This is a genomic window from Phaeacidiphilus oryzae TH49 (assembly GCF_000744815.1).
Classification (GTDB): Bacteria; Actinomycetota; Actinomycetes; order Streptomycetales; family Streptomycetaceae; genus Phaeacidiphilus; species Phaeacidiphilus oryzae.
Map to the genome: position 1 here is coordinate 1,327,841 of NZ_JQMQ01000005.1, position 21,655 is coordinate 1,349,495.

Genomic DNA, 21,655 nt, shown 5'->3' on the forward strand with positions numbered 1-21,655 from the left:
CGGCGCCCGTCAACGCCCCCGACGCCGGGTGCCGCCCGGCCGGCGGCCCCGTTGACGGCCCCCGCCGTGCGGGTACACCCTCGCAGCGGTTCGGGTCCGGGAGAGAGCGAGGCCGCAGGTGGGCAGGGAGCAGTCGCAGGGGGACGTCGTCGCGGAGTACCTCGCCGATCTCGGGCGGCGGCAGGCGCGGGCCCGGAGCGCGGCAGGGCAGCCGGGCGCACTGCGGCCGAGGAGCGGCGCCCGGACGCTGCCCGCGGCCGTGGCGCACTGGGCCCGGACGGCGCCCGAGCGGACGGCGCTGGTCTTCGCCGGACGGGAGTGGAGCTACGCCCGGCTCGACGAGGCCGTGGACCGGCTGGCCGGCTGGATGGCGGCGGAGGCCGGGGTGCGGCCGGGCGACCGGGTCGCCGTCTTCCTCGGCAACCGGCCCGAGTTCGTCATCGCGATGCTGGCCGCACTGCGGATCGGCGCCGTCCACGTCCCGGTGAACCCGATGTTCCGGGCCGCCGAGCTGCGGCACGAGCTGACGGACGCCGAGCCGGTGCTGGCGGTGACCGATCCCGTGCTGCGCGAACTGCTGGAGGAGGTGCGGCCGGAGGCGCCGAGCGTCCGCCGGGTGCTGGACGCGGACGGGGAGGAGTGGGCGCGTGCCGTGAGCGGGCACGCCCGGCACGGCGCCTGCGCCGACGACCCCGACGCCCTGGCCGCGCTGAACTACACCGGCGGCACCACCGGCCTCCCCAAGGGCTGCGAGCACACCGGCGGCGACATGATGTACACCGCCGCCGCCATCGACCTGGGGATCACCGGCGGCACCGGCGAACCCGCCGTCTACGTCTGCTTCCTGCCGGTCTTCTGGATCGCCGGCGAGAACCTGGGCATCCTGGCCCCGCTCGCCTCCGGCGGCACCTGCGTACTGCTGCCCCGCTGGGACGCCCGCGCGGTGCTGAACGCGATCTCGGCGCACCGGGTGCGGGTGCTCACCGGGACCGTGGAGAACTACCTCGAACTGCTGGAGCGGGTCACCGAGGAGGACGACCTCTCCTCGCTCACCCATCCCGCCACCGTCTCCTTCGTCCGCAAGCTCACCCCGGAGATCCGCCGCCGCTGGCGGGACGCGGCCGGCCCGCACAGCGTGCTGCGCGAGGCCTCGTACGGCATGACCGAGACCCACACCAGCGACACCGCCACCACGGGCTTCCAGGACGGCGACCGGGACCTCACCACCGATCCGGTCTTCTGCGGACTCCCGGTCCCCGGCACGGAGTTGATGGTCGCGGACTTCGCGACCGACCGGCCGCTGCCGCTCGGCGAGCGCGGCCAGATCCTGATCCGCACCCCGTCCCTGCTGCACGGCTACTGGCGCCGCCCGGAGGCGACGGCCGCCGCCGTCACCGCCGAGGGCTGGCTGCGCACCGGCGACATCGGCCTGCTGGACGAGGACGGCTGCCTCCACTACCTGGGCCGCGACAAGGACATGATCAAGGTCAAGGGGATGTCGGTCTTCCCCACCGAGGTGGAGACGCTCCTCGCGGCGCACCCCGAGGTGCTCGCCGCGGCCGTCGTCCCGGTCGAGGACGCCGAGCGCGGCCAGCGCCCGTACGCCTTCGTCAGGACCGTTCCGGGCTCGGAGCTGACGGCGGAGCAACTCACCTCCTGGGCACGGGAGTCGATGGCCGGCTACAAGGTCCCGCAGATCGAGCTGACCGCCGGGCTGCCGCTCACCGCGACCGGCAAGATCCGCAAGACGGTGCTGGTCGAGCGAGCGGCGAAGGCCGTCGCGGGGGGCGCCGCCCGGAAGGTGTAAGGCCGCCCGGGCAGGGGAACTGACGCCACATCATCCGACGCGCCCCGCACGTCCGGACGCCTTCCCGCAGGGAGTCGCGCATGTCCTCCGCCCCGCAAGCCCCGGCAGGACCGCCCGCACTGGAGGAACCGCAACGGCTGCGCCGCGGCAGCCTGCGCCTGGTGGACATCGCCGCCGCCACCATGGCCAACATCGGCCCCGCCATGAGCTTCTACTTCGGCTTCGCGTTCCTCGCCGAGACGGCCGGGGTGGCGTCCCCGCTCACCCTGATTGCGGCCGGCATCGCGATCGCGCTGCTGGGCAACACCCTCTCCCAGTTCTCCCGGGCGCACCCCTCGGCCGGCGGGTTCATCACCTTCGTCGGCAAGTCCTTCGGCCCGACCGCGGCCGTCACCACGGCCATCCTGGCCGGGCTCGGCTACATCATCGCCATGGGCTCGGTGATCGCCATCTCCGGTGGGTTCCTGGAGACCACTCTCGACTACTACTTCCACCTCGACGTCCCGTGGATCGTCTGGACCGCCTGCTTCACCGCGCTCGCGGTGGCGATGATGATCCGGGGGATCTCCGTCTCCACCAAGCTCGCCGGGTTCTTCTTCGGGGTGGAGATGCTGGTGCTGGTGGTCGTCTCGGTGGTGGCGATCGCCCGGCACGGCGGGCACCTCTCCGCCGCCCCCTTCGAGCCGAGCCATCTCAGCGGCGGGTTCACCGGGCTCTTCCAGGGCTTCCCGCTCGCCATCTACCTCTTCATCGGGTGGGAGAACTCGGCGGCGCTGGCCGAGGAGACCGAGAACCCGCGGCGGAACGTCGGCCGGGCGGTCTTCCTCTCCATCGCCATGATGGTGCTCGGCTACCTCCTCTTCGCCTACGCGACCGTCACCGGCTTCGGCTACGACGTCAAGTCCCTGGCCGCGGCGCCGATCCCGTTCATCTCGGTGGCCCACGGCAGCCTCGGGGTGCTGGTCTTCTTCGCCTATCTGGCCGGGCTGACCTCCACCGTCGGCGCCCTGATCGCGGGCACCAACTCGCAGGCGCGGCTGGTCTTCAACGCCGGCCGGGAGGGCCTGCTGCCCTCGATCGTCGGGCGGGTGGACCCCAAGCGGCAGACGCCGGTCTGGGCGCTCTGCACCTTCGTCGGGGTCTCGCTGCTGATCATGGGCGGCTGGGCGCTGGGCCATCTCCTGGGCCACGGCAGGATGGACGCGGAGGTGTTCTTCTCCGAGTCCTCCACCATGGGCACCATCCTGGTGCTCCTCGTCTACCTGGCCTCCAACCTGGCGCTGCCGGTGTTCTACCGGCGGTACCGGCCGGAGGAGTTCCGCTGGCTGAAGCACGGGGTGCTGCCGGTGCTGGGCGCGGCGGCGATCGTGGTGCCGCTGTACTACCTGGCCAAGCCGGGGCAGCCGACCCCGTTCGACTGGTTCCCCTGGGCCGCGCTGGCCGTCCTGGCGGGGGCGCTGGTGTACGCGCTGGTCCTGACGCGGCGCGACCCCACCCTTGGGGACCGGGTGGGGTCGCTGGTCGCGGACGAGTGATCCGCGGGCGGTCGGTGACCGCGCGCGGTCAGTGGCCGCGGGCGGTCAGTGGCCGCGGGCGGTCAGTGGCCGCGGGCGGTCAGTGGCCGCGGGCGGTCAGTACCTCAGCCGGGCGGCGATCCGCCCGTAGTCGGCGATCCGGTCGTCCGGGACGAAGGAGACCCGGGCGTCGGTGTCCAGCGCGGCCTCGATGATCTCGTCGACGAAGTCGTCGTGGAGCTCCGGGTCCTCGTGCACCTGGTCGGCGGTGACCTCGTCGGCCTGGAGGACCTCCAGGACCTCGCCGGCCGAGCCCGGGGTGGAGCCTGAGCCGCGCTTCAGCCGGACCAGCACCTCGTAGTGCTCCTCGACGACCAGCTCGTCCAGCCGGCCCTCCAGCACCGCCCGGTACACCTCGTCCACGCCGGCCGCCAGGCGCTTGGCGCCCTGGGCCTCGCCCAGCCGGTCCAGAGCCTCGGCGGTCTGGCGCTCCGCGTACTCGGCGCGCGGGACGGCGATCTCCGCGGCCAGCTCGGGGCCGGTGAGATCGGCGTAGCTGGTCTTGGCGCCCTTGGCCAGCCGGCCGCTCCACTGGTCGGAGGTGTCGCCGACCTCCTCCAGCACGCCCAGGGTCTGCGGCAGGCCGGCCAGGAAGAGCGGGCGGGGGGCCTCGGCGAGCAGCCTGGCCAGCGCCGCGTCCACGTCACGCAGATAGGCCCGGACGTCCTCGTTCGAGTACAGGTTGCGGGCCTGGCCCTTGCGCTGCATCCGCTGGCTGTCGTTGGGGATCTCCTCGGGGCGGACCGGGAAGCCGGCCGCGTCCCGGGGGCGCAGCGCCTCCCCGGCGCCGGACCACAGCCGGGCCTCGTCCGCGTCCACCGCCACCACCCAGTACGGGCGCTCCTGGGCCGCGGCGGCGACCAGGTTGCGGCTGAGATAGGTCTCGCTGAGCACCACCCGGTCCTGAACCGAACGGGGGATCCGCCACACCTGGTGCTCGTCGGCGGAGGCCAGCAGGACCAGGCCGTCCCCGGCGTGCGCCAGGTCGACCTCGGCCACCGCCCGGTCCAGCTGCTCGCCGACCCTCTTACGGGCCTCGTGGGAGACCTCCGGGTCGGCGTGCAGCCGTTTGTGCGCCTCCGAGACCAGATTGCGCAGCCGCAGCGCGTCGCCGGCGTTGTCCGGCTCCCGGCGGTAGGTGCGGGCGGTCAGCGAAAGCGCCGGATACGGCCGGGGCGCGCGGAGCTCGCGGAGAACGGCGGGGGTCAAGTCACTGGTGTACATCGAAGCTCCCTCTCCAGGTGCTCTTCCGGTGCAGCTTCGCAAGCGTCCGGCCGGAACGCATCCCGAGGGCCCCGGCGCAGGGGCCCTGGGGAAGATCGTCGAGAGGCTTCGGGGCTATGGTGCGGCCATGCCCACTTATGACGCACTCCTCGCGGAGACCATCACCATCGCCGGCGCGAACGGGGACGAGATCGAGGCCTACTCGGCGCGGCCGATGGCCTCCGAGCCGGTCGGCGGGGTGGTGGTCATCCACCACATGCCCGGTTACGACATCCAGACCAAGGAGATCACCCGGCGTTTCGCCGCCGAGGGTTACAACGCCGTCTGCCCGAACCTGTACTCGCGTGAGGCGCCGGGCGCGTCCCCGGACGACGCGGCCGCCGCGGCCCGCGCCAACGGCGGGGTGCCGGACCCGCGGTTCCTCGGCGACGCCGAGGGCGCGGCCCGCTACCTGCGGGCGCTGACCAACTCCAACGGCAAGGTCGGCGTGATCGGCTACTGCTCGGGCGGGCGGCAGTCGTTCCTCGCCGGATGCAGCATCGACGTGCAGGCGGCGGTGGACTGCTACGGGGCGTTCGTCACCGGCACCCCGCCGGAGGGCTTCCCGCTGCAGGTCGAGCCGATCGGCCACCTCGCCAAGGAGCTGCGCTGCCCGCTGCTCGGCCTGTTCGGCAACGAGGACCAGTACCCCTCCCCCGAGGCGGTGAACGAGCTGGAGGACCGGCTCAAGGAGCACGGCAAGTCCTACGAGTTCCACCGCTACGACAACGCCGGCCACGCCTTCTTCTCGGTCAACCGCCCGTCGTACCGGCCGGAGGCGGCCAACGACGGCTGGAGCCGCATCCTCGACTTCTACGGCCGCCACCTGGCGTCCTGACCCGCCCTCAGGAGACTCGCATGTGCACCTATCTGACCGAGAAGGTCGAGATCAACGGCAGCGGCAAGGGCAGGGACGGCTACTTCCCGCTCACCCACGCGATGGTCTACGTCGACCACCCGCAGCACGCCCCCTACGAGCACACCGTCAACATCGACTTCCTCAACCCCTCCCAGGGCGCCGGCGCGCGCATCCCCCTGGAACTCACGGAGGAGGCCGCGCTGGCCCTGGTGGCCGCCATCCAGAACACCCTGGCGACGGCGCCCCCCGGACTGGCCTCCGAGAAGGCGGCCGCGGGCCACTGAGGCGCGGGACCCGCTCGGGGCCCCGAGCGCAGCGCGGCAGGCGCAACTATGGGGCGCGGGGAGGGAACTGCGCGACCAGCCCACTACGGCGCCGCACCCGCAACGGCCACCGGGTTGCAGCCCTTCCTCCGCCGCCGAGTGCGGCAGAGGACGGCGCCGGCCGCGCAGTTCCCCGCGCCCCTTGATTCGCCGCACGGATTCGCAGGGCTCCGCAGCGGCTCAGCCCGTGGCGGTGATCGTGCGGGACAGGAAGGTGGAGAGGCCCTTCTGGAGGGCGGCGTAGTCGGCGGCGGGGCCCACCGGGAGGCCTCGGAGGTGGTCGCGCGCGGGGGCGAGGAGGGCGTCGATGGAGCGCTTCGCGGCTCGGACCGCCGCCGTCGGCTGGGCCGTGATCCGGGCCACGATCGCGTCCGTCTCGGCCTCCAGGCGGTCGTCGGGGACGGCGGCGGTGGCGAGGCCGATCCTGGCCGCCTCCTCGCCGGTGACCAGCCGGCCGGTGAGGAGGAGGTCGCGGGCCGCCGCGGGGCCGGTGAGGAGGGCCACCCGGGCCGCGAACGGCGGGGGGACGAGGATGCCCCAGCGGGCGATCGGCATCCCCATCTGGGCGTCGTCGGCGATGACCCGGAGGTCGCAGGCGCAGGCGAGTTGGCAGCCGGCGCCGGCGGCCGTGCCGCGGACCTGGGCGACCACCGGGACCGGCAGCTGCTCGATGGCGGTGAGGGCGTCCTCCATGGCCGCGAAGGAGGCGTCGATGTCCGCCGGCTCGGCCGCCAGCCACTCGCGCATGTCGGAGCCGGCGCTGAAGGAGGTGGCGCCGCGCCCGGCGACGATCACCGCGGCCAGCGACTCGTCGGCCGCGAGGTCGCGGAAGAGCGCGCCGAGCGCCTCCCAGTCGCGCCTGCCCAGCGCGTTCGCGCGGTGCCCGGTGCCCAGGCGGACCCGGGCCAGCGCGCCCTCGCGGACGAGGCCGACGGCTCCGGATCCGGTGTGTCCGCTCGACTTGGATGTCATCCTGCGGCTCCTCTGCCTTGCCCGTCGCTCGTGGCCTGCGCTTGACTGGTTGGACCACTGGACCAGTCTCTCGCTGAGCTAGAGTGCCAGAGCCGTCTGAACTCCTGTCAAGAGGTGGACCCGTGTCCGAGGCCCTGCGCCCGCTCTCCCGCCCCCGGCTGTACGAGCAGGTCGTGGCCAGCCTGCGGCAGTTCGTCCAGGATCACGGCATGCGGGCGGGCGACCGGCTGCCGCCGGAGCGGGATCTCGCCGAGAAGCTCGGAGTCAGCCGGACCTCCGTCCGGCAGGCGATCGTCGCCCTGGAGGTGCAGGGCCTGGTGGAGGTGCGGCACGGCGGCGGCACCTACCTCCTCCGGGACCGGCTGGACGCGGAGCCGCTGGAGGCGATGGCCGCCCGGCGCGAGCTGCTGCCGGACGTGCTGGACGCCCGGGACGCGCTGGAGACCAAGATCGCCGCGCTGGCCGCCGTCCGCCGTACCGAGGAGGACCTGGCCGCGATCGAGGCCGCGCTGGCCGCGATGGCCGAGGCGGTCGACCGCGGCGAGCTGGGCAAGGCCGAGGACGCCCGCTTCCACGCGGCCGTCACCGCGGCCGCCCACAGCGCGCTGCTGGCCAGGTTCATGACGGAGATCTCCGGCTCGATCGCGGAGTCCCGTGGCGAATCGCTGCGCCAGCCGGGGCGGCCGGCCCAGTCGCTGGGACAGCACCGGGCGGTCGCCGAGGCGGTCCGGGCCGGCGACCCGGAGGCCGCGGCGGCGGCGATGCACCACCATGTGGAGGCCGTCGGGCAGGTGAAGCTGCTGGAGTGGCAGGCGGCGGCGGAGGCCGAGCAGGAGTAGCAGCCGGGGCGGCGGCTCCGAGGCGTGGCAGGCTGGACGGCATGATCGCGCTCTCCATGCTGGACCGGTCGAGGATCCGCACCGGCGAGGACGCCCCGGCGGCGCTGCGGGCCACGGTCCGGCTGGCGCAGCGGGCGGAGGCGCTGGGGCTGCACCGCTTCTGGGTCTCCGAGCACCATGGGGTGCCGGGGGTGGCCGGCTCGGCGCCGGCCGTCCTCGCGGCGGCGGTCGCCGCGGCCACCTCCCGGATCCGGGTGGGCACCGGCGGGGTGATGCTGCCGAACCACCGGCCGCTGGTGGTCGCCGAGCAGTTCGGGGTGCTGGAGTCGCTCTTCCCCGGCCGGATCGATCTCGGCGTGGGCCGCTCGCTGGGCTTCACCCCGGCCGTCCGGGCGGCCCTCGGCGTCGCGGAGCGGGGCGACCTCCGTAGCCAACTCGACGAGCTGATGGGCTACTTCACCCCGGAGGGGGTGCGCGGGGTGCGGGCCAGACCGTCCCTGGAGGTGTCCGTCCCGCTCTTCGTGCTGGCCACCGGGCCCGGGGCCGCGGTGGAGACGGCGGCCGAGCTGGGGCTGCCGCTGGTGCTGGCCGCGGCCCGCGGGGAGGAGCAGCTCTACGCGGCGGCGGACCGGTACCACGCCGCTGCCCCCGGCGGCCGGGGCCGGCTGCTCCTCGCGCTGGACGTGGCGGTCGCCGACACCGCGGCGGAGGCGCGGGCGTTGCTGCTGCCGGAGGCCTGGTCCGGGGCGTACGCGCGGAGCCGCGGGGACTACCCGGCGCTGCCCGGCGTCGCCGAGGCGCTGGCCGCGCCGCTGAGCGGGCGCGAGCGCGAGGACGTCGAACGGTCGCTGGGGGCCGCGGTGTTCGGGCCGGAGGCGGTGGTCGGCGAGCGGCTTGCCGATCTGGTCGAGCGCACCCGGGCGGCGGAGCTGCTGGCCACCACCAGCACGCCGGACCGGGACGAACTCCTGGCCTCGCACCGCCGGTTGGCGCGCCTGCTGGAGTCCCTGTGATCGGCGGCGGGGCCCGCGGCCCGCTGGGCGGCCTGCTGGGCGGCCCGGTCTGCGGTCCGGTCTGCGGTCCGGTCTGCGGCTGAGCTTGACGGGTACTCGGCGACTGCGATCCAATCCCCACGCACCCACGCATCTCAGTTCGAACGGGGAGTGGAAGATGGCGGCGATCAGCGCCGAGGTCGTCGTGGTCGGCGCCGGTCCGGCGGGGCTCACCCTGGCCAACCGGCTGCGCCAGGAGGGCATCGACTGCCTGGTGCTCGAACAGGCCTCCCGCGAGGCGGTGGTCAGCACGCCCCGGGCGGGCTTCCTGGAGGAGTGGGCGGTGCGCGCCCTGGAGGCCTGCGGCCTCGCCTCCAAGGCGCTCAGCGCCGAGGCTCCGCGGCACGGCAGCGTGGAGTTCCGGTTCGAGGGCGAGCGGAGGGTCCTGGACTACGCCCGCCTGACGGGCCATCACCACGTGGTCTATCCGCAGCAGTCGCTCGTCCGCGACCTGCTGGAGCGGTTCGAGTCGGACGGCGGCGAGGTCCGGTTCGGCGTGCGGGGGCTGCGCCTCCACGGTGCGACCGAGGGGCCGCGGCCGACCGTCGCCTGGACCGAGCCGGAGAGCGGCCATCCGGAGGCGGCGCACACCGCCGAGTGCGCCTTCGTGGCCGGCTGCGACGGCGCCCGGGGGGTGAGCCGGGACGCGCTGGTCGCCGCGGGCGCCTCGCTCGTCCGGCACCAGTACGGGGTGGACTGGCTGGCGATGCTGGCCAGGACCCCGCCCACCGCGGACACCGTGATCATGGGCATCCACCCGCGCGGCTTCGCGGCGCACATGCCGCGAGGCCCCGAGGTGACCCGCTTCTACCTCCAGGTGCCGCGCGGAACCTCGGCCGAGGAGTGGACGGACGAGCACGCCTGGATCGAGCTCCAGGCCCGGCTGGCCGTGCCGGAGCCGGGCCATCGGCTGGCGAGCGGGCCGCTGCTGGAGAAGCGGGTGCTGGAGCTGCACGACTACCTGGTCCGGCCGATGTCCGTCGGGCGGCTCCAACTCGCGGGCGACTCGGCGCACCTGGTGGCGCCGATCGGCGCCAAGGGGATGAACCTGGCGATCCTCGACGCCCTGCGGCTGGCCCGCGGATACGCGGCCGTGCTGCGCGGCGGCGACGAGGCACCGCTCGCCGGGTACTCCGACCGGTCCCTCCAACAGGCCTGGGACTACCTGGAGTTCTCCGAGTGGCTGGCCGAGGTCTACCACGGCTCCGCAGCCGGCGGCTTCCGCGCCGGCGCGGCGACGGCCCGACTGCGGCGGATCTTCGCCTCGGACACCGCGGCCCGCGCCTTCGCGGAGATGTACCTGGGCGTCCGCACCACGGTGTGAGGCCCGGGAGAACGGGCCTCAGCCGGCCGGTGCCGTCGGCAGCCCCTGGGCCGCCCAGGCGGCGAAGCCGCCGTCGAGGTCGGTGGCCCGGTGGAGGCCGAGCTCGCGCAGGGAGGCCGCGGCCAGGCTGGAGGCGTAGCCCTCGGAGCAGAAGACGATCACCTCGACGTCGTGGTCCCGGGCCTCCGGCAGGTGGTGGGAGCCCTCCGGGTCCAGCCGCCACTCCAGGACGTTGCGCTCGATCACCAGCGCGCCCGGGATCGCGCCCTCCCGCCTCCGCTGCTCCTGCGGACGGATGTCCACCAGCAGCGCACCGGCCTCGGCGGCCCGCCGGGCCTCCGCGGGCCCGGGGCGGTGCACCCCGGAGCGGGCCAGGGCCACCAGTCGATCCACACCGCTCATCCGTCCTCCTTCGTCGGTCCTCGGCAGGCTCCGCTCACCAGTCACGACCGGACACCTCCGTCGCAGTGTGCAGCAGACGGCCGCCGTCCAGCCGGTAGCGGCGCATCAGCGGCAGGTCGCGAGCGTAGGCGTGGAGTGAATAGGCGTTTGCGGAACCGGTGTTGAGGACGTCATGGACGTGCTCGGGGCCGAACGGCCGGACCTGGCCGGTCCGCAGCGCGCGCGAGCGCGGACCGCCCGGGGGCAGCGCCAGGTCGAGCGCGGGCCCGGTCCGCGCCGCCCGCCTGGCGTACCGCTCGGTCAGCGTTCCGGAGAGGACGGCGAAGGCACCCGCCGAGGGGCCGTGGTCGTGCCAGCCGGTGCTGCTGCCGGGGGCCCAGGCGATCAGCCACACCGCCCAGTCGGAGCCGGCGAGCCCGGCGGGCGGGGCGGGGTCCAGCCGGGTCCAGCACCGCTCCCCCGGAGCGGGGTCCAGGGCGGCAAGCTGCTGGGGGGTGACGCGGTGGCCGCGGACGAAGTCCGCCAGCCGGGCGAGAGGGAGCGGGCGGACGGAAAGGCTGCGGGGCATGCGGGGCCTCCGGGTGTGCGGCAGCGCGGCCGGGCGGCGGCAGCGCGCGGCAGCGGTTGCGGCGCGCGGCGGCCCGGCCGGGGACGGCGAGGTCGGCGGAGAAACGGGCTCGGGGCGCGGGCATGCCGAGAAGGCAGCCGCCGGCGCCAGGGAACCGGGAAGGGACACTCACTGCTCAGGAGGGGCCGGCGGCCAGGCGGCGGCTCAGCGCTCCTGAGTCCTCGTCAGTAGGCCGTACACGCAGCGGTGCTGACACGCTGAAGGTCGACGTGGAGCCGCCTGATCAACCTCGTTCGCGTGGCCATGGTCCGGCCACCCTAGCATCGCCGCAGCCCCCGGACGGGAGGCGCGCCCCGAGGGGGGTTGCGGGAGCGGGGGCAGGGCCGCGATCGTTGTGGCGTGCTGAAGTGGCTGCGGGATGCTGTCGTCTACCAGATCTATCCGGCGTCCTTCGCCGACTCCGACGGGGACGGGATCGGCGATCTGCCGGGGATCACCGCCCGGTTGGACTATCTGCGATGGCTGGGGATCGACGTCGTCTGGATCAGTCCCTGCTTCGTCTCCGAGTTCGGGGACGGCGGCTACGACGTCGCCGACTACCTCCGGGTGGCCCCGCGCTACGGCAGCAACGCCGATCTGGAGGAGCTGGTCGCGCAGGCGCGCGAGCGCGGCATCCGGGTGATGCTGGACCTCGTCCCCGGCCACACCTCGCACCTCCACCCCTGGTTCCGGGAGTCCGCGGAGACCCCAGGGGACGACCGCTACATCTGGTCCGACCGGCTGGCGGCGCCGATCGAGAAGTGGGTGCCCAACCTGGGCAGGCGCGGCGGCTACTATCTGGCCAACTTCTATCCGATCCAGCCCGCGCTCAACTACGGCTACGGGCGCCCCGATCCGGCCGAGCCGTGGCGGCAGCCGGTGGACGCGCCCGGCCCGCGGGCCAACCGGGCCGCGCTGCGCGAGATCATGGCCTACTGGTTCCGGCTCGGCGTCGCCGGTTTCCGGGTCGACATGGCGTACTCGCTGGTCAAGGACGACCCGGGCTGGGTGGAGACCGGCCGGCTCTGGCGGGAGATGCGGAACTGGCTGGACGCCGAGTGGCCGGACCGGGCGCTGCTCTCCGAGTGGGGCGACCCGGCGCGAGCGATCCCGGCCGGTCTGCACGCCGACTTCTTCCTCCACTTCCGGGGCCGGGCGCTGCGCTCGCTCTGGGACAACGGCACGGGCAGCCAAGGGAGTTGGGCCGACGGCCTGCCCTGCTACTTCGATCCGGACGGGCTCGGCTCCCCCGGCGACTTCCTGGCCGCCTGGGAGGAGGCGCAGGCCGCCATGAACGGCGAGGGCTTCGCCGCCCTGCCGACCGCCAACCACGACTTCTCCCGGCTGGTCTGCGGCCCGCGCACCCGCGAGATGGTGCCCCCGGCCTTCGCCTTCGCGCTGACCTGGCCGACCGTCCCGGTCGTCTACTACGGCGACGAGATCGGCATGCGCTTCATCCCCGGCCTCCCGGAGAAGGAGGGCAGCCGGCTCGGCACCGAGCAGCGGCAGGGTTCGCGGACGCCGATGCAGTGGGCGGAGGGCGAGCCCAACGCCGGTTTCTCCACGGCCCCCGGGGACCAGATCTACCTGCCCGTCGACGGCGCCATCGACCGCCCCACGGTGGCCGGCGAGCTGCCCGACCCGGACTCCCTCCTCAACCAGGTACGGCGGCTGATCGGGCTGCGCCGCTCGGAGCCGGAGCTGACCGCGGGCGCCCCGGTCGAGGTGCTCAACTCCGGCTATCCGCTGGTCTACCGACGCGGCCGGCTGCTGGTCGCGATCAACCCGCGCCGGGCCCCCGCCGAGCTCGACGACGTGCTGAAGCCGGGCGCCGCGGCCGGCGCCGAGCCCCTGCTGACCCGGGGGGTGACCCTGGACGACGAGGTGCTGCGGACCGAGGGCTTCTCCTACGGCGTCTTCCGCCTCCGCGAGTGACCCCCGCCGGCCGCTCGGCCCTGCGCCGGGCGGCCCTGCGCCGGGCCGCCGACGGACGCGGTCGGCCCCGGTCGGGAGGGCTTGACCCGACCGGGGCCGACCGCGGCTGCCGGAAGCTCAGCCGGCCGAGGACTGCTGCCGGGCCTCGGCCTTCAGCAGGGCCGCCATCCGGTTGGTGATCGGGTGGCCGAGGGCGAAGCCGAGGAGGAGGGCGGCGGCCAGGAAGACGGTGTGCAGCCAGACCATGGTGGAGACCGGGAGGGTGTAGGCGCCGATCACCCGGGCCGCGCACTCGGCGAGGAGGCAGAGGCCCCACAGCGTGCTGAAGGCGGCCTCGGCGCGGCGGAAGGCCGGCGAGCCGGCGGAGAGCCGGTCCCAGAGCGCCCCGGCGCCCTCGAACCGCCGGACGAACGCGGCCCGTACCACGGTCGACATCAGCGGGCGGCCGAGGGCCACCGAGGCCAGCAGGACCAGGCCGATCACGCTGCTGACGAGGCCGTCCTTGGCGATCATCAGCCGCGGGTCGCCGGTGATGACGGAGGCGGCGATCCCGGCCACGTTCACCGTGAGGATCAGCGCGGCGAGACCGTTCAGCCTGCGCTGCCGGAGCGCCGCGAAGGCCACGCTCAGCGCGGGCGGCACGGCGGCGAGGGCCAGCGAGGGAACGGTGGCCAGGCCGACGGCCGCGTGCAGCAGGTAGTAGGCGCCGATCGGCAGCGCCACGTCGACCAGGAGGGGGCGGAGGGTGGCGGCGATCTCGGCGCGGCGCTGCTCCGGGCTCATCGCACCGGCGGTGGCGCTCGCGGGCGTCTCGGCGGTCTCGGCGGCGGTCGCGGCGGCGGCGGTCTCGGGAGCGGCAGCGGTCTCGGGAGCGGTGGTGGTCTCGGGAGCGGTGGTGGTGGTCATCGTCGGCCTGCCTCTGCGTCAGCTCGGTTCCCCGTAGCGGGAGTCGACTCTCAGAGAATGGCCCGAGAGGGCCGCCCGGGAGCAGTGTGCGGCGTCGCCGGTCCGGCATGACGGTTGTCATGGCGGACGGATGACGCCACGTCAGGACCGCCTGCTCGGTGCGAGCGGGCGTACCGGAGGGGAGCTTTCCGATGGACCTGCGAGCCTGGCTCGTCCGAGCCGTGGACGCCCACGAACGCTGGGCCGCGGCCTTCGGGCCGATGCCCGCGCACCCGTCGCTCGAAGTGCCGGAGAGCCGGTTCGCCGACGCCTTCGACGAGTTGACGGAGCGTCTGCACGCACCGGGCGGCAACTACCCCTTCCAGCACCCCCGTTACGCCGGGCAGATGCTCAAGCCGCCGCATCCGGCGGCGATCGCCGGGGCGGTGGCCGCCATGCAGATCAACCCCAACAACCACGCCCTGGACGGCGGTCCGGCCACCGCCGCGCTTGAGCGGGAGGCGGTCGCGCAGCTGGCCGCCATGTTCGGCTACGGCGACTCCGGCGACACCGGTGACTTCGGAGGCGACTTCCTCGGCCATCTCACCACCTCCGGCACCATCGCCAACCTGGAGGCGCTGTACGTCGCCCGCGAGTCGCACCCCGCCCTCGGCGTCGCCTACGGCGCCGAGGCGCACTACACCCACGGCCGGATGTGCGCCCTCCTCGGCGTCGAGAGCCACTCCGTACCGGCCGACGCCCGGGGCCGGATGGACCTGGACGCGCTGGCGGAGCTGCTCCGCGGCGGCCGGATCGGCACCGTCGTGGTCACCGCCGGGACCACCGGCCTCGGCGCGGTGGACCCGGTCGACGAGGCCGTGGAGCTGTGCGCGCGGTACGGCGCGCGGGTGCATGTGGACGCCGCCTACGGCGGGTTCTTCACCCTCCTCGCCGGGGACCTGGGGATACCCGAGGGGCCCTGGCGGGCTCTCGCCCGCGCGGACTCGATCGTCGTCGACCCGCACAAGCACGGCCTCCAGCCGTACGGCTGCGGGGCGGTGCTCTTCCGGGACCCGGCGGTCGGCCGCTTCTACCTCCACGACTCGCCCTACACCTACTTCACCTCGGACGAGCTGCATCTCGGGGAGATCAGCCTGGAGTGCTCGCGGGCCGGGGCGGCCGCGGCGGCGCTCTGGCTCACCTTCCGGCTGCTGCCGCCCACCCGGGAGGGGCTCGGCGAGGTGCTGGCCGCCGGGCGGCGGGCGGCGCTGCGCTGGGCCGAACTGATCGGCGGGTCTGAGCTGCTGACCCTCTATCAGCAGCCGGAGCTGGACATCCTCGGCTACTTCCCGAGCCCGCCCGCCGCCGGCGGCGGCGGCAGCCTGGACGCGATCGACGCCGCCAGCGCCGCCGTCCTCGCCGCCGGGATGGCGCCGGGCTCCGCCGACCCGGTCTTCCTCTCCACCCTGCGGGTCACCGCGGCGGCGATGGCCGCGCGACACCCGGCCCTCGTACCGGGAGCGGGCGCCGGGGGCGCGCGTATCCTGCGGAGCGTTCTGATGAAGCCGGAATCGGAGGGGTACGTCGAGCGCCTGCATTCACGTGTGGAGCACCTCGCCCGTACAATTCGACCCCGAACGAACCCGACGAACCCGACGAACCCGAACGACCTTCCCGAGCAGCCGAGGAGAGTCCATCGTGCCGGGCGACCGCTCCCTCACCGAGACCGAGAAGAAGGTCCGGGCCCGGCTCGACGGCGCCCCGCTCCACCATGAGCAGATGGCCGTGGTCTCCAACATCTACCGGGCCGCGGCCGCCGTCCGCCAGCACATGGAGAACTCGGTTCTGCGCGAGGCCGACCTCACCTGGACCGCGTTCGTGGTGCTGTGGGTGCTGTGGATCTGGGGCGAGCTGGAGAGCCGGTACGTGGCCGAGGAGGTCGGCATCTCCAAGGGGACGCTGACCGGGGTCGCCCGGACGCTGGAGGGGCGCGCCCTGGTCCGCCGCTCCGGGCATCCGACGGATCGGCGGCGGGTGCTGCTCGCCCTCTCTGGCGGCGGCGAGGAGCTGATGCAGCGGCTCTTCCCGGCGTTCAACGCCGAGGAGGCCTTCGTCACCTCCGAGCTGAGCGGCGAGGAGTGCCACGACACGGCGGACGCGCTGCGGCGCATCGTCGCCTTCGTCGAGGCCCACGGCGGGGACCGCAGGTCGCGCCTCCTCGACGGCGCCGACCCGCGCCCGCGGCGATCGGGACGCCGGCGGGCCCGCGGCGGCTAGCTCCCGGAGCTCGGACCGGGGCCCCGGGGGGCCGGACGCGCCGACGAACCGCGAGCCGTCAGTCCCGGTTGCGCTGGACGAAGCGGAGGAGGTTGCCGGCCGGGTCGCGGAAGGCGCAGTCGCGGACCCCGTAGGGCATGTCCGTGGGCTCCTGGATGACGTCCCCGCCGGCCTCCTTGATCCGGTCGAAGGTGGCGTCGCAGTCCGGGGTGGCGAAGATGACCCCGCGCAGCAGCCCCTTGGCCAGCAGCTCAAGCGCGGCCTGCCGGTCGGCCGGGGAGGCGGCCGGGTCGGCGGCCGGCGGCTCGAGCACGATCGAGACGTCCGGCTGCGCGGGCGAGCCGACGGTCACCCAGCGCATCCCCTCGAAGCCCACGTCGTTCTGCACCTCGAGGCCCAGCGCGCCGCAGTAGAAGGCGATCGCCTTGTCGTGGTCGTCGACGGCGATGAAGCAGCTCTGCACGGTGAGCTGAGGGCCGGCCGAGGCGGACTCAGTAGTCATGCCCGCAGGCTACCGCCGCACGGCGGGCGGCCGGTGGCGCAGCACCGAAGGCGCGAGTCAGGACGCGGGCGGGCTCATCGCGGTGGCGGGGTCCACGGGTCGGGGCGGGCCGGCGGGCGGGTGTAGACCATGGCGACGCACGGCGGGACGGACTCGCTCGCGGAGTGGTCGCGCTCGCGGTACGCGCTCGGCGTCTCGCCCACCAGCCGGGTGAACCGCGAGCTGAACGAGCCCAGCGAGGTGCAGCCGACCGCGAAGCACACCTCGGTGACGCTCAGGTCCCCGCGCCGCAGCAGCGCCTTCGCCCGCTCGACCCGACGGGTCATCAGATAGCCGTACGGGGTCTCCCCGTACGCCTTGCGGAAGCTGCGGGAGAAGTGGCCGGGCGACATCAGCGCCTCCCGGGCCAGCTCCGGCAGCGCCAGCGGCTCCATGTAGTCGCGGTCCATGCGGTCCCGCGCGCGGCGCAGCCGCACCAGGTCATCCAGCTCCACCCGGACAGCATCGCAGGCCGCCCCCGACCGGCCCAACCGGTCAGGATCGGAGAAGCCTCCGGAGGCGCCCGCCGCCTAGTTTTGAACCGCGACACCGACCGTGTGTCGGACGACCAAGGAGCCACGACATGTCCGCATCATCCTCCGGCCTGGCGCACGTCCTCTACCCCGTGCGGGACGCCGAGAAGGCCAAGGCCGTCTTCACCGACCTCCTCGGCGCGGAGCCGACCATCGACGAGCCCTACTACATCCACTACCAGGTCGGCTCGGCGGCCGTCGGCCTGGTGCCGAACGGCCACGAGCAGCAGAACATGAGCGGCCCGGTGCCCTACTTCACCGTCCCGGACGTGAAGGCCGCGGTGGAGTCGCTGAAGGCGGCGGGCGCCGAGACGCTGGTGGAGCCGCGGGACGTCGGCGGCGGCAAGCTGGTCGCCACGGTGAAGGATTCGGACGGCAACCCGATCGGCCTCACCTCCTGACCCGCCGCGGCAAGGGCGCCGGGCGGCGGGCCCCCTCCCGGAGGGCCCGCCGCCCGGCGCCCCGCGCCGCTCAGTGCACCGAGAGGCCGCCGTCGACGAAGATCGACTGCCCGGTGACGTACGCCGCGGAGTCGCTGGCCAGGAAGACCGCCGCCCCGGCGAAGTCCTCGGCCAGGCCGTTCCGGCCGACCATGGTGCGCGCCGCCAGCGCGGCCGCCCGTTCCGGGTCGGCGGCGATGCGCGCGTTCAGCGGCGTCAGGACGACCCCCGGCACCAGCGTGTTCGCCGTCACCCCGTGCGCCGACCAGGCCTCGGCCTGGGAGCGGGCCAGCGACTCAAGACCGCCCTTGGAGACCCCGTAGGCGCCGCTCTGCACGAAGGCCCGGTGCGCCTGCTGCGAGCTGACGTGGATGATCCGGCCGTGGCCGCGCTCGGCCATGCCGGGGCCGAAGCGCTGGCCCAGCAGGTAGGGCGCCTCCAGGTTGACCGCCATGGTGGCGTCCCAGACCTCCTCGCCGAGCTCCCCCATCGGCGGGCGGAGGTTGATCCCGGCGCTGTTGACCAGGATGTCCGGCTCCCCGAACGGCTCCACCGCGCGCTCGGCCGCGCCGCGGACGCCCGCCCGGCTGCCGAGGTCCGCGGCCACCCAGGCCGCACTGGCGCCGACGGCCGCCAACTCCTCGACGGTGGCCGCGAGTTCGGCCTCCCGCCGGGCGATGACCACCACCCTCGCGCCGGCCCGGGCGAGAGCCTCCGCGATGGCCCGGCCGATGCCGGAGCTCCCGCCGGTCACCACGGCGGTCCGGCCGTCCAGCGTGAAGAGTCGCGCGAGATAGCCCTGCGATTTCTGATCGATCATCCACGCACCCTAACCGGCGCGCCCCCAGGGTGTCCGGCCGTTCGCGCGGGGCCGCCATCGCCCCGTTCTTGCCGTTCCGGCAACTCGCCTCCCTCCGGAAGCCGGGGCTGACGCATCATCGGGACCGCCGCGGCGCCACGGCTCTCCCCCGCCCCGCCCCGACCCGAGCCCCGGAGGACCCCATGACCGATCCCCGACACCGGCTGCTGGACGGCCCCGCCGGTCCGATCCACGTCGCGGAGCAGGGCAGCGGACCACTCGTGCTGCTGGTGCACGGCTTCCCGGAGACCTGGTACTCCTGGCGCCGCCAGCTGCCCGCGCTGGCCGCGGCCGGCTATCGCGCGGCGGCGATCGACGTCCGCGGCTACGGGCGCTCCGCCCGGCCGGAGGCGGTCGAGGCCTACCGGATGACGGAGCTGGTCGCGGACAACGCCGCCGTGCTGGAGGGCCTGGGCGCGGAGTCCGCGGTGCTGGTCGGCCACGACTGGGGCGCGACGATCGCCGCGAGCTCGGCGCTGCTGCGCCCGGAGCTGTTCCGCGCGGTCGCCCTGCTCAGCGTGCCGTACTCGCCGCCGGGCGGGCCGCGCCCGACCGAGGCCTTCGCCGCGATGGCGGCGGCGAGCGGCGGGGCGGAGGAGTTCTACGTCTCCTACTTCCAGGAGCCCGGCCGCGCGGAGCGCGAGATCGACCCCGACGTCCGCGGCTGGCTGGCCGGCTTCTACGCGGCGCTCTCCGCCGACACGATGCCGGGGCCGGACGCGCCAGACCCGCACTTCGTCTCCCGCGGCGGTCGGCTCCGCGACCGCTTCCCGGCCGCGGGCGACAAGCTGCCCTCCTGGCTCTCCCCCGCCGAACTCGACGTCTACGCCGCCGAGTTCGCCCGCACCGGGCTCACCGGCGGGCTCAACCGCTACCGCACCATGGACCGCGACTGGGCGGACCTCGCCGCGTACGAGGGAGCTCCGATCCGCCAGCCCTCGCTCTTCATCGGCGGCGCGCTGGACGCCTCCACCACCTGGCTCGCGGACGCCATCGCCGCCTACCCCAGCACTCTCCCCGCCCTCTCCGCCTCCCATCTCCTCCCCGCCACCGGCCACTTCCTCCAGCAGGAGCGCCCGGAGGAGGTCAACCGCCTCCTTCTGGACTGGCTCAGGGAACTGGACGGCCCGCAGAGCGCGGAGCGATAGGAGCGATAGGAGTGATAGCAGGGAGTGTCCACCAGCGACCGCCGCCGATCGGCCGCCGCTGACGACCCGTCACCTCACCCGACCCCTCGGGGACTCGGGGCCTCGGGTCACTTGTCGGAGTCGGGGATGTGCTTCTCCTCGGCCCTGGCGTAGGCCTCCTCCACGCTGAGTCCGTTCCAGGAGGCGAGGTCCGGCGGGAGCCCGCCGAGCGGGTAGGTGTTGGCCTTGGCGCAGCCCGTGCCGTTCGCGGCGTTCTCGGTGTGCGCGCCGGCCGTCGCCGCCTTGATGTCCACCGAGGGCTTGGCGCTCGGCGAACCGCCGCCGGCCCCGGAGAGCGAGCGGGCGTCCGGGCCGAGCAGCAGGTAGAGCGAGTGGTGGGTGCCGGTCGGATCGAGGGCGGAGGAGGGCAGGCCCAGGGCCGCGGCGACCTGCTGGGCCTCCTGCTTGTAGCGCGGGTTCGCGGTGGAGTACTGGATTCTCGTCGAAGCGACGGACGAGGTGTCGCCCTTGACGGTGTCGTTGTACCCCGCGTCGGCGAGCTTCTGCTGGACCTCGCCGGCCAGCCCCGGCACCGCCGCCCCGTTGACGTAGGCCCCGTTGAGGACGTGGATCGGCACGGAGGCCGGGGAGATGGCGGGCCCGGCGGTCGCCGAGGCCGACGCCCCCTGCCCGGACTTCCCGGCGGAGGACGACTTGGCCGGGCTCAGCGACTGGTCGTCGGCTATCGCCTGGAAGAGCTGTGTGGCCCCCGGCCCCGGAACCACCCAGGCGGTCGGATTGTACGGGTCCTGGGCCACCGGCATGGTGACGAAGTCGATGTGCCCGGTCGGCACCTGGCCCAGCGTGTTCGCCAGGCTCACCAGCTTGGTCGCGCCGTCCAGCCCGTCGTCCACCGAGAAGGCCCGGGAGGCGGCCTCGGCGAGACCGAAGACGTCGCTCGGATTGGTCAGCGTGCTGGCGCTCTTCAGCTTGCGGATCATCGCGCTGAGGAAGACGTGCTGGGCCACCGTGCGCCCGACGTCGCCGCCGTCGCCGAAGCCGTGCCTGGTGCGCAGGAACTCCAGCGCGGCCTGCCCCTTGAGGACGTGGCTGCCCCGGGAGAGCTTGAGGTGGGAGGCCGGGTCGTAGACGTTGTGGTCCACGCAGACGCTGACCCCGCCGACCGCGTCCGACATGTTCACCACGCCGCTGAAGTCGACCACCATGTAGTGGGTGATCTGCACCTTGGTCAGCGAGTTCACCGCGGCCACCGTGCAACCCGCGCCGTGGTTCAGGCTGTTGGTGATCTGGGCGTGCTCCGCCCCGGGAAAGGTGCGGCCGTGCTGGGTGCAGGAGGGCATGGCGATGTCGGTGTCGCGCGGGATGCTGAGCACGGTCGCGTTCTTGTGGTCCGCCGAGACGTGCACCAGCATCTCGACGTCGGCGTGCGGCAGCGAGTCGTCCGAGCCGCCGAGCTTGGTGTCCAGCGCGCTGTTCCGCGTGTCCGAGCCGATGACCAGGATGTTCAGCACGCCGGGGATGGTCTTCCCCTTCTGCGGGGTGGTCCCGGCGTCCAGCACGCCGTGCTGGATGTTGGCGTCCAGGTGGTGGACGTAGACGTATCCGCCGCCGGCTATCACCAGGATGAAGGCGGCCAGGCCCATCAGGATGCGGCCGCCCCGGCGCTTGCGGGGACGCCCGCGGCGCGAGCGCCTGCCCCGGCCGCCGCCGTGGCCGCCGTGGCCGCCGTGTCTGCCGGGGGGTGGCGGCGCGGACCGGCCGTGCCCCGCCCGGCGTGCGGCGGCGCGACCGCCGGGAGCCCCCGGGTAGCCGGTCGCCCCCGAGGCAGGTGTGTCCTGTACGGCCACGAGAAGCCCCCATCCGTAGGCAGAAGACGAGCTGTTGCTGCTGCGCTTCCGCTCGCCCGGCGATGGGTCTCGTGAAGCGATGGCGACCGACTCGTGGAGACGGTCGCGCTGATTATAAGAGGATTCTCGGACGCGTTTGGTTTCATCAACCGTCAATTTTTGTCACAC

At 74.1% G+C, this 21,655-nt stretch carries 22 protein-coding genes; 12 read left to right on the plus strand and 10 right to left on the minus strand.

The window, feature by feature from the left end:
- The first annotated feature begins 118 nt into the window (after window positions 1-118).
- A complete protein-coding gene (locus BS73_RS10230) occupies window positions 119-1,807 on the plus strand; it encodes an AMP-binding protein (RefSeq protein WP_037571257.1) in 1,689 nt (562 codons plus the stop codon).
- 80 nt (window positions 1,808-1,887) lie between these two features.
- Window positions 1,888-3,342 (plus strand): APC family permease, encoded by a 1,455-nt coding sequence (locus tag BS73_RS10235; RefSeq protein WP_037571258.1) that lies wholly within the window; start codon window positions 1,888-1,890, stop codon window positions 3,340-3,342.
- A 96-nt stretch (window positions 3,343-3,438) separates the two neighbouring features.
- Here the strand turns inward: BS73_RS10235 and BS73_RS10240 are convergent, their stop codons facing one another.
- A complete protein-coding gene (locus BS73_RS10240; protein ID WP_037571260.1) occupies window positions 3,439-4,605 on the minus strand; it encodes a baeRF3 domain-containing protein in 1,167 nt (388 codons plus the stop codon).
- Between the two features lie 127 nt (window positions 4,606-4,732).
- On the opposite strand from BS73_RS10240, the gene BS73_RS10245 reads away from it, so the two are divergent.
- Window positions 4,733-5,482: a dienelactone hydrolase family protein gene (locus BS73_RS10245; protein WP_037571261.1), complete on the plus strand. Its 750-nt coding sequence runs from the start codon at window positions 4,733-4,735 to the stop codon at window positions 5,480-5,482.
- Window positions 5,483-5,502: 20 nt separating this feature from the next.
- Window positions 5,503-5,787 (plus strand): DUF6295 family protein, encoded by a 285-nt coding sequence (locus BS73_RS10250; RefSeq protein ID WP_037571262.1) that lies wholly within the window; start codon window positions 5,503-5,505, stop codon window positions 5,785-5,787.
- A gap of 219 nt (window positions 5,788-6,006) precedes the next feature.
- On the opposite strand, the gene BS73_RS10255 is transcribed toward BS73_RS10250, so the two are convergent.
- Entirely contained in the window at window positions 6,007-6,798 is a 792-nt protein-coding gene (locus BS73_RS10255) for an enoyl-CoA hydratase/isomerase family protein (protein WP_051939776.1), read from the minus strand.
- Window positions 6,799-6,920: 122 nt separating this feature from the next.
- Between BS73_RS10255 and BS73_RS10260 the strand changes: the two genes are divergently transcribed.
- From BS73_RS10260 to BS73_RS10270, 3 genes are all read left to right on the plus strand, one after another.
- Entirely contained in the window at window positions 6,921-7,637 is a 717-nt protein-coding gene (locus BS73_RS10260; RefSeq protein WP_037571263.1) for a FadR/GntR family transcriptional regulator, read from the plus strand.
- A gap of 41 nt (window positions 7,638-7,678) precedes the next feature.
- On the plus strand, window positions 7,679-8,650 hold the full coding sequence (locus BS73_RS10265; protein WP_037571265.1) for an MsnO8 family LLM class oxidoreductase: 972 nt from the start codon (window positions 7,679-7,681) through the stop codon (window positions 8,648-8,650).
- Between the two features lie 157 nt (window positions 8,651-8,807).
- Window positions 8,808-10,013, plus strand: coding sequence for a 4-hydroxybenzoate 3-monooxygenase (locus tag BS73_RS10270; protein ID WP_037571268.1), 1,206 nt, complete (start codon window positions 8,808-8,810; stop codon window positions 10,011-10,013).
- Between the two features lie 18 nt (window positions 10,014-10,031).
- On the opposite strand, the gene BS73_RS10275 is transcribed toward BS73_RS10270, so the two are convergent.
- From BS73_RS10275 to BS73_RS40925, 3 genes are all read right to left on the minus strand, one after another.
- Entirely contained in the window at window positions 10,032-10,415 is a 384-nt protein-coding gene (locus BS73_RS10275) for a rhodanese-like domain-containing protein (RefSeq protein ID WP_037571270.1), read from the minus strand.
- Between the two features lie 34 nt (window positions 10,416-10,449).
- Window positions 10,450-10,983, minus strand: a complete 534-nt coding sequence (locus BS73_RS10280; protein WP_051939777.1) for a cysteine dioxygenase — start codon at window positions 10,981-10,983, stop codon at window positions 10,450-10,452.
- Window positions 10,984-11,207: 224 nt separating this feature from the next.
- The gene (locus tag BS73_RS40925; RefSeq protein WP_407675134.1) at window positions 11,208-11,288 is read right to left on the minus strand and encodes a putative leader peptide; all 81 of its coding nucleotides are present in this window, start codon (window positions 11,286-11,288) and stop codon (window positions 11,208-11,210) included.
- 94 nt (window positions 11,289-11,382) lie between these two features.
- On the opposite strand from BS73_RS40925, the gene BS73_RS10285 reads away from it, so the two are divergent.
- A complete protein-coding gene (locus BS73_RS10285) occupies window positions 11,383-12,957 on the plus strand; it encodes an alpha-amylase family glycosyl hydrolase (RefSeq protein ID WP_037571272.1) in 1,575 nt (524 codons plus the stop codon).
- Between the two features lie 117 nt (window positions 12,958-13,074).
- Here the strand turns inward: BS73_RS10285 and BS73_RS38170 are convergent, their stop codons facing one another.
- Window positions 13,075-13,863, minus strand: coding sequence for a VC0807 family protein (locus tag BS73_RS38170; protein WP_051939778.1), 789 nt, complete (start codon window positions 13,861-13,863; stop codon window positions 13,075-13,077).
- 191 nt (window positions 13,864-14,054) lie between these two features.
- Between BS73_RS38170 and BS73_RS10295 the strand changes: the two genes are divergently transcribed.
- Both BS73_RS10295 and BS73_RS10300 read left to right on the plus strand, forming a co-directional pair.
- Window positions 14,055-15,617, plus strand: coding sequence for a pyridoxal phosphate-dependent decarboxylase family protein (locus tag BS73_RS10295; protein ID WP_084703952.1), 1,563 nt, complete (start codon window positions 14,055-14,057; stop codon window positions 15,615-15,617).
- On the plus strand, window positions 15,541-16,119 hold the full coding sequence (locus BS73_RS10300; RefSeq protein ID WP_037571275.1) for a MarR family winged helix-turn-helix transcriptional regulator: 579 nt from the start codon (window positions 15,541-15,543) through the stop codon (window positions 16,117-16,119). Before BS73_RS10295 ends, BS73_RS10300 begins: the two co-directional genes overlap by 77 nt.
- 58 nt (window positions 16,120-16,177) lie before the next feature.
- Here BS73_RS10300 and BS73_RS10305 read toward each other — a convergent pair whose 3' ends face one another.
- Window positions 16,178-16,621, minus strand: a complete 444-nt coding sequence (locus BS73_RS10305; RefSeq protein ID WP_037571277.1) for a VOC family protein — start codon at window positions 16,619-16,621, stop codon at window positions 16,178-16,180.
- A gap of 74 nt (window positions 16,622-16,695) precedes the next feature.
- Window positions 16,696-17,115: a helix-turn-helix transcriptional regulator gene (locus tag BS73_RS10310; protein WP_037571287.1), complete on the minus strand. Its 420-nt coding sequence runs from the start codon at window positions 17,113-17,115 to the stop codon at window positions 16,696-16,698.
- A 128-nt stretch (window positions 17,116-17,243) separates the two neighbouring features.
- Between BS73_RS10310 and BS73_RS10315 the strand changes: the two genes are divergently transcribed.
- A complete protein-coding gene (locus tag BS73_RS10315; RefSeq protein ID WP_037571289.1) occupies window positions 17,244-17,594 on the plus strand; it encodes a VOC family protein in 351 nt (116 codons plus the stop codon).
- Window positions 17,595-17,664: 70 nt separating this feature from the next.
- On the opposite strand, the gene BS73_RS10320 is transcribed toward BS73_RS10315, so the two are convergent.
- Entirely contained in the window at window positions 17,665-18,453 is a 789-nt protein-coding gene (locus BS73_RS10320) for an SDR family NAD(P)-dependent oxidoreductase (RefSeq protein WP_037571292.1), read from the minus strand.
- 182 nt (window positions 18,454-18,635) lie between these two features.
- Between BS73_RS10320 and BS73_RS10325 the strand changes: the two genes are divergently transcribed.
- Complete coding sequence (locus tag BS73_RS10325; RefSeq protein ID WP_037571294.1) at window positions 18,636-19,640, plus strand: alpha/beta fold hydrolase; 1,005 nt, start codon at window positions 18,636-18,638, stop codon at window positions 19,638-19,640.
- A gap of 107 nt (window positions 19,641-19,747) precedes the next feature.
- Here BS73_RS10325 and BS73_RS10330 read toward each other — a convergent pair whose 3' ends face one another.
- Complete coding sequence (locus BS73_RS10330) at window positions 19,748-21,283, minus strand: LCP family protein (protein WP_037571298.1); 1,536 nt, start codon at window positions 21,281-21,283, stop codon at window positions 19,748-19,750.
- Window positions 21,284-21,655: the final 372 nt, after the last annotated feature.